Source organism: Microbacterium luteum (assembly GCF_015277875.1).
Classification (GTDB): domain Bacteria; phylum Actinomycetota; class Actinomycetes; order Actinomycetales; family Microbacteriaceae; genus Microbacterium; species Microbacterium luteum.
Genome location: NZ_CP063814.1, coordinates 1,817,792 through 1,833,340 on the forward strand (window position 1 = coordinate 1,817,792; position 15,549 = coordinate 1,833,340).

A 15,549-nucleotide genomic window follows, 5' to 3' on the forward strand; every position below is an offset into this window, starting at 1 on the left:
CTTCGCGCTGTTCCCCGATCGTGCCGTCATCGCCATGCGCGTGAACGGCGAGCTGAGAGATCTCGCCGCGACGGTCGAATCCACCGACGAGGTCGAGCCCGTCGAGATCACGAGCCCTGAGGGACTCAACATCCTCCGCCACTCGACGGCGCACGTCCTCGCCCAGGCCGTCCAGCGCATCCGTCCGCAGGCCGACCTGGGGATCGGCCCGCCCGTCACCGACGGCTTCTACTACGACTTCGGCGTCGACGAGCCGTTCACGCCCGAGGATCTCAAGGCCATCGAGAAGGAGATGCAGCGCATCGTCCGCGAGGGCCAGCGGTTCACCCGCCGCGTCGTGTCGGACGAGGAGGCTCGAGTCGAACTGGTGGACGAGCCGTTCAAGCTCGAGCTCATCGGGCTGAAAGGCGGCACCGCGTCGGGTCACGAGGCGGCGGAAGGCGCCGGGGTCGAGGTGGGGGCGGGGGAGCTGACCATCTACGACAACGTCGACCGCGACGGCGTCACCGTCTGGAAGGACCTCTGCCGCGGTCCGCACGTGCCGAGCACGCGCATCATCGGAAACGGGTGGGCGCTCCAGCGCGTGGCGGGCGCCTATTGGCGCGGGAGTGAGAAGAACCCGCAGCTGCAGCGCATCTACGGCACCGCGTGGCCGACCAAGGACGAACTGCGCGCATACCAGGCTCGTCTGGAGGAAGCCGCCAAGCGCGACCACCGCAAGCTCGGCAAGGAGCTCGATCTCTTCTCGTTCCCCGACGAGATCGGGTCGGGGCTGTCGGTGTGGCACCCCAAGGGCGGCATCATCCGCGGCGAGATGGAGCAGCACGCGCGCCGCCGTCACGTCGAGGGCGGGTACACCTACGTGTACACCCCGCACATCGCGAAGGAAGACCTCTTTCTCACGTCCAACCACCTCGTCACCTACAAGGACGGGATGTTCCCGCCGATCGTGATGGACGAGGAGCACGGCCCCGACGGCACCGTGACGAAGAAGGGCCAGGACTACTACCTCAAGCCCATGAACTGCCCGATGCACATCCTGATCTATCGGGAACGTGCGCGCAGCTACCGCGACCTGCCGATGAGGCTCGCCGAGAACGGCACCGTCTACCGCAACGAACTCTCCGGCGCCCTTCACGGCCTGACCCGCGTGCGCGGCTTCACACAGGACGACTCCCACCTGTTCGTGACTCCGGAGCAGCTCGAGTCCGAAGCGACCCGGGTGTTGGAGTTCGTCATCTCGATGCTGCGCGACTTCGGCCTGGACGACTTCGAACTCGAACTCTCCATGCGCGACGACGAGAAGTCGAAGTGGATCGGCACCGACGAGTTCTGGGAGTACTCGACGAACGCCCTGCGCAACGTGGCGGTGGCCAGCGGACTCAAGCTCACCGAGGTTCCGGGGGAGGCCGCGTTCTACGGCCCGAAGATCGACCTCAAGACACGCGACGCCATCGGACGCACCTGGCAGCTGTCGACCGTGCAGGTCGATCCGAACCTGCCCGAGCGCTTCGGCCTGGAGTACACCGGCCCCGACGGCGAGAAGCACCGGCCGATCATGATCCATCGGGCACTGTTCGGATCGATCGAACGCTTCTTCGCCATCCTCCTCGAGCACTACGCTGGCGCGTTCCCGATGTGGCTGGCTCCGGTGCAGGTGGTCGGCATCCCGGTGGCCGAGGAGTACGCCGAGCACCTCGAGCAGATCGTGGCCCGACTGCGAGCAGCCGGCGTCCGTGCCGAGGTCGATCGATCCGATGACCGGATGCAGAAGAAGATCCGCACGCACACGGCGCAGAAGGTGCCGCTGCAGCTGATCGCGGGCGAGCAGGACCGCGCCGCCGACGCCGTCTCGTTCCGCTTCCGCGACGGCACACAGGAGAACGCGATACCGGTCGATGTCGCGGTCGAGCGCATCATCGCGTCGATCCGGGACAAGGCGCTTGTCAACACCGCGGAGGATCTGGCGTGACCCACGCCGGTGAACCGGGCGACAGCGTCGACGCGGCCTCGCTCGCCGGCGTCCCCGACGCCTTTCAGCGCCTCTGGACGCCGCATCGGATGGCATACATCCAGGCCGGTCCCCAGGTGCTGCGGGATGATTGTCCGTTCTGCGCCGCCCCGGAGAAATCCGATGAAGACGGGCTGATCGTCGCTCGGGGCAAGAAGGCCTACGTGCTGCTGAACCTCTTCCCTTACAACTCTGGTCATCTTCTGGTCTGCCCGTACCGCCATGTGGCCACCTACGATCAGGCGAGCGCTGACGAGGTCGCCGAGATCGGGGAACTCACGCAGATCGGCATGCGGGTTCTCCGCGAGGTCAGCCGGTGCGACGGGTTCAATCTCGGAATGAACCAGGGGGCGGTCGCGGGTGCCGGCGTGGATGAGCACCTTCACCAGCACATCGTGCCGCGGTGGCGTGCCGACGCGAACTTCTTCCCGATCATCGGGCGCACCAAGGCCCTGCCCCAGCTGCTCGGCGAGGTGCGCGCCGCTGTGAGTGCGGCCTGGCCGGCGTAGGACTCAGCGTAGGCGCTGCACGTCGAACTGCATCTGCGGGGCGGCGTAGTGGTCCTGCGCCTGCACCAGCTGCAGCTCCCGCTGCCCGGACTCGTGGGTCATCGCCAGCAGCGCGAAGACGCTGGAGGTCGTTCGTGCAAGAGCGTCCGCCGCATCGCCCGACCTGTTCAGGTGTGCTGTGAAGAGTGCGGCGGTGACGTCGCCGGATCCGTTCGCCTTCATCGGGATCCGCGGTGTCTGCACGATCCACGCACCGTCGTCGGTGACAGCGAGCATCTCGATGGTGTCCTGAGGGCTGTCCGGCCGCTCGACGCTCGTGACGAGCACGGTACGCGGCCCCATCTCGCGCGCGGCGTCGGCGGCCGCAAGCGTGGAGTCGAGGTCCTCGGGTTCGGTGCCGGTCAGGAATCCCAGCTCGAACTGATTCGGAGTGATGATGTCGGCTGCCGGCACGACCCGCTCCCGGAGCAGGACGGGGATGGCGGGCGCGACGAAACATCCGCTCCGGGCATTGCCCATCACGGGGTCGCACGCGTAGATCGCCGAAGGATTCGCGGCCTTCACGCGCGTGACGGTGTCGAGGACCACATCGGCGATGCCTTCCCCGCCCTGGTAGCCGGAGAGCACGACGTCGATGTCTGCGAAGGCGCCGCGCTCTTCGATACCGAGGATGACATCGCGCACCTCATTCGGGCTGATGAGCGGTCCCCGCCACGCGCCGTAGCCGGTGTGGTTGGAGAAGTTCACGGTGTAGACCGGCAGCACCTCCACCCCGATGCGCTGAAGCGGGAAGACGGCGGCGGAGTTGCCGACGTGGCCGTACGCGACCGCGGACTGGATGGAGAGGATCTTCACCCGTCCGATCATGCCACCCCGTCAGAGAGGCCCCGCACGCCCTCGACGGCGTCGGCGATGTCGCCTGCGAGACGATCCGCGTCGCGGTCGTCCAGCTGGTGGACGGTGAGCCGCAGCCGCTGGGATGGACGCGAGGCGGGGGACAGGACGAAGTCGTCCCCGGCCCTGGCGAGCCAGCCGCGACGCATGAGGTGGATGGTGACATCGGCCGCGGGCACTCCGACGTCGACCCAGAGATTGAGTCCGTCGGAATCGGTCGCGTCGATGCCCCGCGAGGTGAGCCGCCTGACGAACGCGGCGTTGCGCGCGGCGTAGTGCTCCGCGGCGTCCGCGATGCCGGCATGGACCTCCGGATCGATCATGAGGGCGTGCACGAGTCGTTGCAGCAGGTGGCTGACCCAGGTGGTCCCGGGGGTCAGGCGAAGAGCGAGCCGAGACGCGGTCTCAGGGTCGGAGGAGGTCACCGCCAGACACATGTCCGGGCCGAGGAACTTCGAGACCGAGCGCACGAGAGCCCATCGGCGGTGACCAGGCGGGACGACCGAGTGGAAGGTGCGGCGCGAAAGCATCGAGAAGTGATCGTCCTCGATCACCAGCAGGTAGGGATGATCGGCGAGCAGCTCGCGCAGCTGATCGGCGCGCTCGGCCGTGAGGCTGGCGCCGGAGGGGTTCTGCGCGCGGGGGGTGCAGATGATGGCTCGTGCGCCCTCGGCGATCGCGGCGCGCAGTCCGTCGACGGTCATCCCGGAGCCGTCGCATGCGATCGCGATCGGTCGATAGCCTCCCAGCCGGACGGTGTGGATGCTCGTGAGAAAACAGGGATCCTCCAAGCCGACGGCGTCGTCGCGGGTGAGCGCCTGGGCGAGGAGTCGCTCGACGGCGTCGGCTGCGCCGCTGGTGATCGTGAGCCGCGATCGCGCGGCGCACGTCGCGTCGGACATCCACGCGCCGGCCCACGACTCCAGCCCGGGATCGATGACCGGCTCGCCGTAGAGCACGGGTCGCCCGGCGGCCCGGGCGAGCGCGCGGGAAGGATCGGGAATGCGCGCGGGATCGGGGTTCCCGGTGCCGACGTCGCGCAGCGCACTGTCGGGGGCGAAGCCCTCCTGTGCGACGAGGCGGCGAGCGGTCACGCGCGTGCCACCTCGCCCGCGGGCGATGACCAGACCGGACTGGGCCAGGTGCCGGTAGGCGGCCACAACCGTGTTGCGGTTGACGCCGAGGTCGGCCGCGAGCGACCGAACGGGCGGGAGGATCGCACCGGGCGGGAGAACACCGCTCTCGATCGCGGATCGCACGCTGTCCGCGATCTCGCTCGCGGTCGCGCCGACGATGTGAGCGTGCATGAGGTCGATCCTCTCGTGTTCGATGGTCGAACCCGACAATGCTATCGTTTGGCCTAGATCAAACGCCTGTCTTGTCTGCGTCGCAGCGAGCGGCATGTCGAAGGGACGACCGTGATGACGAATGCAACCGGATCAGACCGTGTGAAGCGCGGACTCGCGGAGATGCTGAAGGGCGGCGTCATCATGGACGTCGTCACGGCGGATCAGGCCAAGATCGCCGAGGACGCCGGCGCGGTCGCCGTCATGGCGCTCGAGCGCGTTCCCGCCGATATCCGCGCGCAGGGCGGTGTCGCGAGAATGAGCGACCCCGACCTCATCGACGACATCATCGCGTCGGTGTCGATCCCGGTCATGGCCAAGTCCCGCATCGGCCACTTCGTCGAAGCACAGGTGCTGCAGGAGCTCGGCGTCGACTACATCGACGAATCCGAGGTGCTCTCGCCGGCGGACTACGTCAACCACATCGACAAGTGGCGCTTCACGGTGCCGTTCGTGTGCGGCGCGACGAACCTCGGGGAGGCGCTGCGCCGCATCAACGAGGGCGCCGCGATGATCCGTTCCAAGGGCGAGGCCGGCACCGGAGACGTCTCGGAGGCGACCAAGCACATTCGCAAGATCACCTCGGAGATCAACGCCCTGCGTTCGATGACCCGGGACGAGCTCTATGTGGCGGCCAAGGACCTGCAGGCTCCGTACGAACTGGTCGCCGAGGTCGCCGAGACCGGCACCCTGCCCGTGGTGCTCTTCGTCGCCGGGGGAGTGGCGACCCCCGCGGACGCCGCGATGATGATGCAGATGGGTGCGGACGGCGTCTTCGTCGGCTCCGGCATTTTCAAGTCCGGCAATCCCGCCGAGCGAGCGGCGGCGATCGTCAAGGCCACCACCTTCTACGACGACCCGAAGGTCATCGCCGATGTCTCGCGCGGGCTCGGCGACGCCATGGTGGGCATCAATGTCGCAGACCTTCCCGCACCGCACCGCCTCGCCGAGCGTGGCTGGTAGCCCTCGCGTCGGCATCCTCGCGCTGCAGGGCGACGTGCGCGAGCACGGGCGCGTCCTGCGAAGTCTCGGTGCCGAGGTCGTGTCGATTCGCCGGCCCGATGAGCTGCTCGCCGTCGACGGGCTGGTGCTACCCGGCGGGGAATCCACCGTCATCGACAAGCTGGCGCGCGGGTTCGGTGTGGCGGAGCCGCTCTCGCGTGCGATCGCGGCCGGCCTTCCGGTGTACGGCACCTGTGCGGGCCTGATTCTGCTGGCCGACCGTCTGGAGGACGGGATCGAGGGGCAGCGCACGTTCGGTGGGCTCGACGTCACCGTGAGGCGAAACGCCTTCGGCGGACAGGTCGAGTCCTTCGAGGCATCGGTGACGGTGCCGGCGTTCGGCGGACCGCCCGTCGACGCCGCCTTCATCCGCGCCCCTCTCGTGGTGTCGACGGGGCCGGGTGTCGAGGTGCTCGCGGAGCTGGATGACGGGGGAATCGTCGCCGTTCGCCAAGGCAACGCGATCGGCACCGCCTTCCATCCCGAGGTCTCGGGAGAGCGGCGATTCCACGAGCTGTTCCTGTCGCTGGTGCGCGCCGCCTGACGTCGGCGCGGCGCGAGCGCCGCCCTCGATAGACTGGAGGGCATGTCCGGCCACTCCAAGTGGGCGACGACCAAGCACAAGAAGGCCGTCATCGACGCCCGACGTGCGAAGTCGTTCGCCAAGCTCATCAAGAACATCGAGGTCGCCGCCAAGATCGGCGGTGCGGATCTCGCAGGCAATCCGACGCTGTACGACGCCGTGCAGAAGGCGAAGAAGACGTCGGTCCCCAACGACAACATCGATCGCGCCATCAAGCGCGGTGCCGGCATCGGCGGGGATGCCGTCGAGTACCAGACGATCATGTACGAGGCGTACGGGCCCCATGGTGTCGCCCTCATGGTCGAGTGTCTGACCGACAACAAGAACCGCGCCGCGGCAGAGGTGCGCACCGCGCTCACCCGCAACAACGGAACGCTCGCCGACCCGGGAAGCGTCGCCTACAACTTCACGCGCAAGGGCGTCATCGTCGTCTCGGACGAGGGCACCACGGAAGATGACGTCATGCTCGCGGTCCTCGATGCGGGAGCAGAGGAGGTCGAGTCGCACCCGAAGGGCTTCGAGGTCCTCACCGAGGCCTCCGATGTCGTCGCCGTGCGGAAGGCCCTGCAGGATGCCGGCATCGATTACGAATCAGCCGACGTTGAGTTCGTGCCGAACCTGAAGGTCGAGGTCGACGCCGACACCGCGCGCAAGGTCTTCCGTCTGATCGACGCGCTCGAGGACAGCGATGACGTGCAGAACGTCTTCAGCAACGTCGACCTCACCCCCGAGGTCCAGGCCGAGCTCGAAGAGGACGACGACGAGTGACAGCAGGCGCGCCTTCCGGCGCGTAGGCGGATGCTCGCCTAGCGTGATCGCGTGACACTGCGTGTTCTCGGCATCGACCCGGGCCTGACCCGCTGCGGGATCGGTGTCGTCGACGTCGCACCGGATCGTTCTGCTTCCCTCGTTCACGTCGGCGTCGTGCGGTCGTCGACGGAGGCGCCCATCGAGGTGCGCCTGGCCGCCATCGCACGGGGCATCCGCGAGGTGATCCGGGAGCACGCCCCATCGGTGGTCGCCGTGGAACGGGTCTTCGCCCAGAATAACCGCAGCACCGTGATGGGCACCGCTCAGGCCAGCGGTGTCGCCCTGATGCTCGCTGCGGAAAGCGGACTGCCGGCGGCGACCCACACCCCGAGCGAGGTCAAGGCGGCGATCACCGGCTACGGCTCGGCCGACAAGCGCCAGGTGCAGGTCATGGTGGCTCGGGTGCTCCGCCTCGACGATCTGCCCAAGCCCGCCGACGCGGCGGACGCGCTGGCCCTCGCGCTGTGTCACGCCTGGCGTGGGTCGCCCATGACTGCTCCCGCGCGCACCGGCGGAACGCTCACTCCGGCGCAGCGAGCGTGGTCGCGGGCGGAGCGAGCGACCCGCCGCTAGCGTGTCGCTCGAACATAGATCCGAACCCGACCCTAGGCTCGACGCATGATCTCCTCTCTGCGCGGACGCGTGCTCCACACCGAACCCGACAGCGTCGTGATCGAGGTGGGTGGCGTCGGGTTCCAGGTCGCCGTCACGTCGCAGGTCGTGCGTGCCGCGCGCGTGGGGGAGGAACTCCGGCTCCACACGTCGCTCATCGTGAGGGAGGATGCGCTCGCACTGTTCGGGTTCACCGAACGGGAGGAGCTGATCGTCTTCTCGCAGCTGTTGAGCGTCACCGGCGTCGGCCCCAAGTCGGCCCTGGGCGTGCTGTCGACGCTCACCGTGCCGCAGATCGCCGACGCCGTCACCGCCGACGACGATGCCCCCTTCCGCCGGGTCTCGGGGATCGGACCGAAGACGGCCAAGCTGATCGTCGTGCAACTGGCCGGAAAGCTCGCCCCCTCCAAGCCCGCCGTCGGCGCGAGCAGCGGCGACTCCGGCCTGGATGTGCCCGCACAGGTGGTGGAAGCGCTCGTCGGACTGGGTTGGCCGGAGCGCCTCGCTGCCGAGACCACGGCCGCCGTGGCGGCGCGAACGGAGACGGAGGCGACGACCGTGGCGGGACTGCTGCGCGCCGCGCTGGCGGAGCTCGGCCCGGCTCGCAAGGAGCGTGCGCATGGATGACGAGAACGACCCGCGCGTGGCCGACGCTCAGATCGCCGATGATTCGGAGCTGGCGATCGAGGGGGCGCTGCGTCCGTCCTCGCTCGATGAGTTCATCGGACAGCACAAGGTCAGAGGTCAGCTCCAGCTGCTCCTCGAGGCCGCCCGCATCCAGCAGCGCCCCGCCGATCACATCCTCCTGGCCGGACCGCCCGGGCTCGGAAAGACCACCCTCGCGATGATCGTCGCTCACGAGAGCTCCCGTGCCCTCCGGCTTTCCAGCGGACCGGCGATCCAGCACGCCGGCGACCTGGCGGCACTCCTGTCGAGTCTGCTGCCGGGCGAGGTGCTGTTCATCGACGAGATCCATCGGATGGCGCGTTCGGCCGAAGAGATGCTGTACCTCGCGATGGAGGACTTCCGCATCGACATCATGGTCGGCAAGGGCGCCGGCGCGACGAGCATCCCGCTGGATCTGGCTCCGTTCACGCTGGTGGGGGCGACGACGCGGTCGGGGCTTCTGCCGAACCCGCTGCGGGACCGCTTCGGCTTCACCGCCCATCTGGAGTTCTACGACGCCGGGGAACTCGAAGAGGTCGTGGCGCGCTCCGCGCGAACACTCGAAGTGGCGCTGCCGCCGCAGGCTCGCGCTGAGATCGCACGACGGTCGCGCGGCACACCGCGCATCGCGAATCGGCTCCTGCGGCGGGTGCGTGACTACCTGATCGTCCACGGCCGCGGAACCGAGGCGGGGGTGCGCGACGTCGATGCGGCGCTCGAGCTGTACGACGTCGATCCGATCGGGCTCGATCGCCTCGACCGTGCGGTGCTGGATGCGCTGGTGCGCCGATTCCGCGGCGGTCCCGTGGGGCTCAACACGCTCGCCGTGACCGTGGGCGAGGAGGCGGACACGATCGAGGCCGTGGTGGAGCCGTATCTGGTGCGCATCGGGTTTATGGGACGCACCCCCCGCGGGCGCATCGCCACGCCCGAGGCCTACGCCCACCTCGGCGTGCCTCACGCAGAGGCGGCCCTGAGATTCGATGACCTATAATCTCTGGAGGCTCCGGCCCATCCCACCCCGATGATCCGCGCGTCCGCGCGCGCGACCGAAAGGCATCGCCTCGCCCATGGACTTCGCGCTCTTCTTCTCGAACTACGGCCTGATCATCCTCCTGGTCCTGCTCCTCGTCTTCATGTTCTGGAGCTCCCGCCGGCGGATGCAGAAGCAGAAGCTCGAGCAGGAGGAGAAGGCGCGCCAGACGGTCCCGGGCGCCGAGGTGCTGATGCAGGGCGGCCTGTACGGCACGATCGTGTCGTTCGACGGAGACAACCTCGATCAGCCCGCGGTGGTCGAGATCGCGCCGGGCGTGGAGATCAAGGTGCACAGCCAGGCCATCCTGCGTGTCGTGAACCCGACCGAGGGCGTCGTCACCGAAGACGAGTTCCTCGAGGCGGAGGCCAGACAGGAGGAGTACGCGGACGGTGTCGCCGATGGTGAGATCTCGTCCCTGAGCGACGACGCGCGAGAGGCCCGCGAGAACGACGACAAGAGCAAGCCCGACGCCTGAGTCCGCGTCCGCCCGCTCTGTAGAAAGCTGATCCTCCGTGGCGACACCCACCCCCGTCCGGCACGCCTGGCGCGCACTCATCGGACTGCTGGCGATCACCGGCGTCCTCTTCGGCATCAACGCGCTGGGGGTGTACGTCTTCCAGCAGAGCTCGTGGGCACCGGAACTGGCGCTCGACCTGCAGGGCGGCACGCAGATCGTCCTCGAAGCCCAGACCGAGGACGGCGTGGCTCCGTCCGACGAGCAGATGCAGCAGGCGGTCACCATCATCCGCCAACGCGTCGATGCGTCGGGCGTCGGTGAGGCCGACGTCACCACCGAGGGCGGCACGAACATCGTCGTCCAGATTCCCGGCGAAGCCGACGAGCAGACGCGTGAGCGCATCGAGGCCTCGGCGCAGCTTCAGCTGCGCGCGGTGCTGTTCGCAGGCTCGGCGCCCAACACCTACGTCGGCGAGGACGGCAACGCGACCCCCTATCCGACGCCGGACCCGACCCTCGAGGCGACGCCGAGCATCGAGCCCACCGACGGCAGCGACACCAACTGGATCACACCGGCGCTGCAGGCGGAGTTCCTCGCGTACGACTGCGCCGACCCCGCCAACGATCCGGCGAACGCCCCCGCCGATGAGCCCCTGATCACCTGCGACGCGGGCAACACGATCAAGTACATCCTGGGACCGGTGGAACTCGACGGCTCGTCGATCGACGACGCGACCTCCGGCCTGGAGCAGACCACCAACCGCTGGGCCGTGAATCTCGACTTCGATGACGAGGGCACGCAGATCTTCGGCGAGATCAGCCAACGTCTGTACGGGGCGACGTCGCCGCTGGATCAGTTCGCCTTCGTACTCGACGGTTACGTGCTCACCGCCCCGCAGATGAACTCCATCATCCTGGGCGGCAATCCGAGCATCACCGGTGATTTCACGCAGGAGAGCGCCCAGGTGCTCGCCGATCAGCTGAAGTACGGCGCGCTGCCGCTGAGCTTCGAGGTCGTCAGCTCCGACACGATCTCCGCCACCCTCGGGACGCAGCAGCTCCAAGCCGGTCTCATCGCGGGACTCATCGGTCTCGGGCTCGTGGCCGTCTATTCGCTGATCGTCTACCGAACGCTCGGCTTCGTCATCATCGCGAGCCTCGGCGTCATGGCGGTGCTCACCTACATCATGCTCGCCATCCTCGCGTGGCGTATGGGTTTCCGGCTGTCGCTGGCCGGTGTCGCCGGTCTGATCGTCGCGATCGGATTCACCGCCGACTCGTTCATCGTGTACTTCGAGCGCATCCGCGACGAGCTCCGCGACGGCAAAACGATCACCTCGGCCGTGGAAGACGGGTGGTCACGGGCCAAGCGGACGATCTACATCTCCAAGTCGATCAACATCCTGGCGGCGGTCGTCCTGTACGTCCTGGCGGATGCCACCGTGAAGGGGTTCGCCTTCACCCTCGGACTCACGACCGCGATCGACATCCTCATCTTCATCCTGTTCACCCACCCGGTGATGCAGCTGCTCGCCCGCACGAGGTTCTTCGGCTCGGGGCATCCGCTCTCCGGCATGGACCCCGCAGCGCTCGGCGCGGTCTACCGCGGTCGTGCGCAGTTCCGGGAGCCCGTGGCGGCCAGCGGTCGGGGCGGCTCGGCCAAGCGCGCCGGGCGCTCCCGCCACGAGGCCGAACGGCGACAGACGATCGCCGAACGCAAGCGCGCTGAACTGGCGGCCGCAGACGCCCCGGCTGCGAAGACGTCGAAGGAGGGAGACGACTGATGCGCTCCATGAGTCAGCTCGGAAACGACCTCTACACCGGCAAGACCTCCTTCCCGTTCGTCGGGCGTCGCCGGCTGTGGTTCATCATCGCGGCCCTTCTCGTCATCGGTTCCGCGCTCGTACCGCTGTTCCGCCCCATCCAGTTCTCGATCGAGTTCACGGGCGGATCGCAGTTCACGGTGTCGAGCCTGTCCGCGCCCGACCAGGCGTTGGCAGGAGACGCCGTGCAGACGGTGGTTCCGGATGCGACGGTGAAGGTCACGACCGTGGGCGACAGCGCCGTGCGTGTGCAGACCGACCAGATGACGGACACCGAGACACGCGAGGTGGCCACCGCACTCGCAACGGCCTACGACGTTCCGGAGTCGGAGGTGACGACCTCGTTCATCGGGCCGAGCTGGGGTCAGGACGTCACGCGTCAGTCGCTCTGGGGGCTCGCGATCTTCCTCGCCCTGACCTTCCTCATCCTCGCGCTGTACTTCCGCACCTGGAAGATGTCGGCGGCCGCGATCCTCGGCCTGGTCGACGTGCTCGTCATCACGATCGGCATCTACTCCCTCGCCGGGTTCGAGATCTCGCCGGCGGCGGTGATCGGATTCCTCACGATCCTCGCGTACTCGCTCTACGACACGACGGTCGTCTTCGACAAGATCCGTGAGAACACCCGCGAGGACGGGGAGATCTCCGGACGGACCTTCGGCGAGTCGGTGAACCTCGCGGTGAACCAGACGCTCGTGCGGTCGATCAACACCACGGTCGTGGCCATCCTCCCGGTCGGCGCCATCCTCTTCATCGGTCCGTGGCTCGGCGCCGAGACCTTGAGCGACATTTCGCTGTCGATCTTCGTCGGCATCATCGTCGCGGCGTATTCGACCCTCTTCGTCGCCGCGCCGCTGTACTCGCTGTTCCGCGAGAACGAACCGGGCATGAAGGCGCGAGACGAGAAGGTGCGGGAATCACGCGAGCGCGCGGGCGTTCCGGCCGACGCGTGAGTCGTGGCCGCGGGCGTAGGATGAGGGGATCCGGCGCGGGGGAGGAGGCTCGATGACCGAGGCCGCTCCTCCTGCGCAGTCGACCCTCCGACGCCTCGTGCCCAGAATCTTCTCCCGGGCGGCGCGTCGCGACGACGTCGAGACGCTCATCCGAACGGTCCGCACGCATCATCCGAAGAGCGACCTGACCGTCATCGAGCGGGCCTACGGCGTCGCCGAAGCCGCTCACGAAGGCCAGAAGCGCCAGAGCGGCGAGGCCTACATCACCCATCCGCTCGCGGTCGCGCAGATCCTCGCCGAACTCGGGCTGGGCCCGAAGGCGATCGCGGCGGCGCTTCTGCACGACACCGTCGAGGACACCGCGTACGGCCTCGAGGCGCTCAACGCGGAGTTCGGCGACGAAGTCTCCATGCTCGTCGACGGAGTCACCAAGCTCGACAAGGTCAAGTACGGCGAGAGCGCTCAGGCCGAGACGGTGCGCAAGATGATCGTGGCGATGTCCAAGGACATCCGGGTGCTGGTGATCAAGCTCGCCGATCGCCTGCACAACGCTCGCACGTGGGGATTCGTGCCCTCGCACAAAGCGGCCAAGAAGGCCACCGAGACGCTCGAGATCTACGCTCCGCTGGCGCATCGCCTGGGTATCCAGACCATCAAGTCGGAGCTGGAGGATCTCTCCTTCGCCGTCCTCCACCCGAAGCTCTACGCCGAGATCGACAGCCTCGTCAAGCAGCGCACGCCGCAGCGTGAGGAGTACGTCCAGAACGTCATCGATGCGGTCGACTCCGATCTGCGCGACCTCCGCATCCGCGGGCGGGTCATGGGCCGACCGAAGCAGCTCTACTCCGTCTACCAGAAGATGGTCGTCCGCGGGCGGGAGTTCGACGACATCTACGATCTGATCGGCATCCGCGTGCTCGTCGGCAGTGTGCGCGACTGCTACGCCGTCCTCGGGGCGATCCACGCGCGGTGGACACCTCTCCCGGGCCGGTTCAAGGACTACATCGCGACGCCGAAGTTCAATCTGTATCAGTCGCTGCACACCACCGTCATCGGTCCCGGCGGACGAACCGTCGAGATCCAGATCCGCACGCACGAGATGCACCAGCAGGCGGAGTACGGTGTCGCCGCGCACTGGAAGTACAAGGAGCAGATGGCTGGCGGCAAGGCGACCGGCAAGTCGGTCGACGCCGACATGGCCTGGCTCGCGCACATCTCCGACTGGCAGGCGGAGACCGCCGACCCCGGTGAGTTCCTCGACTCGCTCCGGTTCGAGATCGGCGCGAAGGAGGTCTACGTCTTCACGCCGAAGGGACGCGTGATCGGACTCCCCGCCGGTGCGACGACGGTCGATTTCGCGTACGCGGTGCACACGGAGATCGGCCACCGCACGATGGGGGCGAAGGTCAACGGGCGCCTGGTTCCCCTGGAGACCGAATTGACCAGCGGCGACGTCGTGGAGGTGTTCACCTCCAAGAACCCCGACGCGGGCCCCAGTCAGGACTGGCTCGGCTTCGTCAAGAGCACCCGTGCTCGCAACAAGATCCGCGGATGGTTCACGAAGGAGCGCCGCGAAGAGGCGATCGAGCAGGGGAAGGAGTCGATCGCGCGGGCGATGCGCCGCCAGAACCTGCCGTTGCAGAGACTCATGCGCCAGGACTCCTTCTCGGAGGTGGCTCAACAGCTGCGCTACGAAGACGTTTCCGCGCTCTACGCCGCTGTCGGCGAGGGGCACGTGTCGACCCAATCGGTCATCGAGAAGGTGACGGCCCTCGTCGCCGCCGAGGAGACGGCGACCGGGCCCATCGACATCCCGATCGTGGGACGGTCGAGGCAGCCCCGTGCCGGCGAGTCCGGGGTGCTCGTGCGCGGCGCTCCCGACATCCTGGTCAAGCTCGCGAAGTGCTGCACACCGGTGCCGGGAGACGACATCGTCGGTTTCATCACCCGCGGAAGCGGCGTCTCGGTGCACCGCGCCGACTGCACGAACGTCAAGGCGCTCATGAAGGACCCGGAGCGCCTCATCGACGTGGAGTGGGGATCGACCGGCAAGAGCGTTTTCCTGGTGCAGATCCAGGTCGAGGCCCTCGACCGCTCCGGCCTGCTCAGCGACATCACCCGCATGCTCAGCGAGCATCACGTCAACATCCTGTCGGCTTCGGTCTCGACGTCGAATGATCGGCTGGCGATCAGCAAGTTCGTCTTCGAGATGGGCGACATCGTTCACCTGGATCGCGTACTGAACGCGGTGCGCCGCGTCGACGCCGTCTACGACGTCTACCGCGTCACCTCGTCGTGAGCAGTGCCTCGGCCAGGCGTTCGAGAAGGGCTGTCGCCCGTCGGCGGTGAGGCATCCGTCCTCGTGCCGCGAACCACTGCAGCGCCTCGGGGATCGCATCCGGATGCAGCCGGGCGAGGGTGGCGGTGACCCCGCGCACATGCTCGTCGTCGGCGCGCGCGAGGTCTGCCAGCGTTCTCGCGGGGGTCGTGACCCACACGCCGGCGTAGCGCCGCCGGTCCACGCGATCCACGCCTCGATCGTGCACGACGATGCGTCGATCGAAGACGTGGTGCAGGCGTGCGTTCCCGGTGCGGCACAGCGTCAGTCTCGCGGGCGGGTCGTTCACGGCGCCGTGAACCCACGCAGCTGAGACGAGACTGACGGTGAGCGCATCCGGGGCGAGGAGGCGGAGCGACCCCGCTCTGATCTCCGTCGTCTCCACGGCGTCCGACGGCATCCAGGCGTCACCGACGTCGACGACGTCGCCATCCAGTCGCGCCGCCGTCAGCTCCGCGATCGAGAGCCGGTGCCCGGCGAAGTAGAGGAAGGCGTTGGTCACGTCGCCAT

Annotated in this window: 15 protein-coding genes; 12 read left to right on the plus strand and 3 right to left on the minus strand. The window is 67.9% G+C overall.

Annotated features, from left to right (window positions below; translation table 11 throughout):
* The first annotated feature begins 34 nt into the window (after positions 1-34).
* Both thrS and IM777_RS09130 read left to right on the plus strand, forming a co-directional pair.
* On the plus strand, positions 35-1,972 hold the full coding sequence (gene thrS / locus IM777_RS09125; protein WP_390178139.1) for a threonine--tRNA ligase: 1,938 nt from the start codon (positions 35-37) through the stop codon (positions 1,970-1,972).
* Entirely contained in the window at positions 1,969-2,520 is a 552-nt protein-coding gene (locus IM777_RS09130) for an HIT family protein (RefSeq protein WP_071043465.1), read from the plus strand. The genes thrS and IM777_RS09130 overlap by 4 nt, the downstream gene beginning before the upstream one ends.
* 3 nt (positions 2,521-2,523) lie before the next feature.
* Here the strand turns inward: IM777_RS09130 and pdxY are convergent, their stop codons facing one another.
* A complete protein-coding gene (gene pdxY / locus IM777_RS09135; RefSeq protein ID WP_071043733.1) occupies positions 2,524-3,375 on the minus strand; it encodes a pyridoxal kinase PdxY in 852 nt (283 codons plus the stop codon).
* Positions 3,376-3,383: 8 nt separating this feature from the next.
* The gene (locus tag IM777_RS09140) at positions 3,384-4,721 is read right to left on the minus strand and encodes an aminotransferase class I/II-fold pyridoxal phosphate-dependent enzyme (protein ID WP_071043734.1); all 1,338 of its coding nucleotides are present in this window, start codon (positions 4,719-4,721) and stop codon (positions 3,384-3,386) included.
* A gap of 114 nt (positions 4,722-4,835) precedes the next feature.
* Between IM777_RS09140 and pdxS the strand changes: the two genes are divergently transcribed.
* From pdxS to IM777_RS09190, 10 genes are all read left to right on the plus strand, one after another.
* Positions 4,836-5,723 (plus strand): pyridoxal 5'-phosphate synthase lyase subunit PdxS, encoded by an 888-nt coding sequence (pdxS, locus tag IM777_RS09145; protein ID WP_071043466.1) that lies wholly within the window; start codon positions 4,836-4,838, stop codon positions 5,721-5,723.
* Positions 5,674-6,306, plus strand: coding sequence for a pyridoxal 5'-phosphate synthase glutaminase subunit PdxT (pdxT, locus tag IM777_RS09150; protein ID WP_071043467.1), 633 nt, complete (start codon positions 5,674-5,676; stop codon positions 6,304-6,306). Before pdxS ends, pdxT begins: the two co-directional genes overlap by 50 nt.
* A gap of 42 nt (positions 6,307-6,348) precedes the next feature.
* Positions 6,349-7,113 carry a YebC/PmpR family DNA-binding transcriptional regulator gene (locus IM777_RS09155; RefSeq protein WP_071043468.1) on the plus strand — a complete coding sequence of 255 codons (765 nt, stop codon included), beginning with the start codon at positions 6,349-6,351 and terminating at the stop codon, positions 7,111-7,113.
* Between the two features lie 51 nt (positions 7,114-7,164).
* On the plus strand, positions 7,165-7,728 hold the full coding sequence (ruvC, locus tag IM777_RS09160; protein WP_071043469.1) for a crossover junction endodeoxyribonuclease RuvC: 564 nt from the start codon (positions 7,165-7,167) through the stop codon (positions 7,726-7,728).
* A 45-nt stretch (positions 7,729-7,773) separates the two neighbouring features.
* Positions 7,774-8,394, plus strand: coding sequence for a Holliday junction branch migration protein RuvA (gene ruvA / locus IM777_RS09165; protein ID WP_071043470.1), 621 nt, complete (start codon positions 7,774-7,776; stop codon positions 8,392-8,394).
* On the plus strand, positions 8,387-9,427 hold the full coding sequence (gene ruvB, locus IM777_RS09170) for a Holliday junction branch migration DNA helicase RuvB (RefSeq protein WP_071043471.1): 1,041 nt from the start codon (positions 8,387-8,389) through the stop codon (positions 9,425-9,427). Before ruvA ends, ruvB begins: the two co-directional genes overlap by 8 nt.
* 76 nt (positions 9,428-9,503) lie before the next feature.
* On the plus strand, positions 9,504-9,944 hold the full coding sequence (locus IM777_RS09175; RefSeq protein ID WP_071043472.1) for a preprotein translocase subunit YajC: 441 nt from the start codon (positions 9,504-9,506) through the stop codon (positions 9,942-9,944).
* 37 nt (positions 9,945-9,981) lie between these two features.
* Complete coding sequence (gene secD, locus IM777_RS09180) at positions 9,982-11,709, plus strand: protein translocase subunit SecD (RefSeq protein WP_071043473.1); 1,728 nt, start codon at positions 9,982-9,984, stop codon at positions 11,707-11,709.
* Positions 11,709-12,701 (plus strand): protein translocase subunit SecF, encoded by a 993-nt coding sequence (gene secF, locus IM777_RS09185; protein WP_071043474.1) that lies wholly within the window; start codon positions 11,709-11,711, stop codon positions 12,699-12,701. The genes secD and secF overlap by 1 nt, the downstream gene beginning before the upstream one ends.
* 52 nt (positions 12,702-12,753) lie before the next feature.
* The gene (locus tag IM777_RS09190; RefSeq protein ID WP_194383127.1) at positions 12,754-15,000 is read left to right on the plus strand and encodes a RelA/SpoT family protein; all 2,247 of its coding nucleotides are present in this window, start codon (positions 12,754-12,756) and stop codon (positions 14,998-15,000) included.
* Here the strand turns inward: IM777_RS09190 and IM777_RS09195 are convergent.
* Positions 14,987-15,541: a type IV toxin-antitoxin system AbiEi family antitoxin gene (locus tag IM777_RS09195; protein WP_071043476.1), complete on the minus strand. Its 555-nt coding sequence runs from the start codon at positions 15,539-15,541 to the stop codon at positions 14,987-14,989. The genes IM777_RS09190 and IM777_RS09195 overlap by 14 nt on opposite strands.
* Positions 15,542-15,549 lie beyond the last annotated feature (8 nt).

What these genes read in the sequence shown, in the direction of transcription:
- thrS (WP_390178139.1), top strand. Translation starts at nt 35, where the DNA reads ATGCGCGTGAACGGCGAGCTGAGAGATCTCGCCGCGACGGTCGAATCC.
- IM777_RS09140 (WP_071043734.1), bottom strand. Translation starts at nt 4,721, where the DNA reads ATGCACGCTCACATCGTCGGCGCGACCGCGAGCGAGATCGCGGACAGC.
- pdxS (WP_071043466.1), top strand. Translation starts at nt 4,836, where the DNA reads ATGACGAATGCAACCGGATCAGACCGTGTGAAGCGCGGACTCGCGGAG.
- pdxT (WP_071043467.1), top strand. Translation starts at nt 5,674, where the DNA reads ATGTCGCAGACCTTCCCGCACCGCACCGCCTCGCCGAGCGTGGCTGGT.
- IM777_RS09155 (WP_071043468.1), top strand. Translation starts at nt 6,349, where the DNA reads ATGTCCGGCCACTCCAAGTGGGCGACGACCAAGCACAAGAAGGCCGTC.
- ruvA (WP_071043470.1), top strand. Translation starts at nt 7,774, where the DNA reads ATGATCTCCTCTCTGCGCGGACGCGTGCTCCACACCGAACCCGACAGC.
- ruvB (WP_071043471.1), top strand. Translation starts at nt 8,387, where the DNA reads ATGGATGACGAGAACGACCCGCGCGTGGCCGACGCTCAGATCGCCGAT.
- IM777_RS09175 (WP_071043472.1), top strand. Translation starts at nt 9,504, where the DNA reads ATGGACTTCGCGCTCTTCTTCTCGAACTACGGCCTGATCATCCTCCTG.
- secF (WP_071043474.1), top strand. Translation starts at nt 11,709, where the DNA reads ATGCGCTCCATGAGTCAGCTCGGAAACGACCTCTACACCGGCAAGACC.
- IM777_RS09190 (WP_194383127.1), top strand. Translation starts at nt 12,754, where the DNA reads ATGACCGAGGCCGCTCCTCCTGCGCAGTCGACCCTCCGACGCCTCGTG.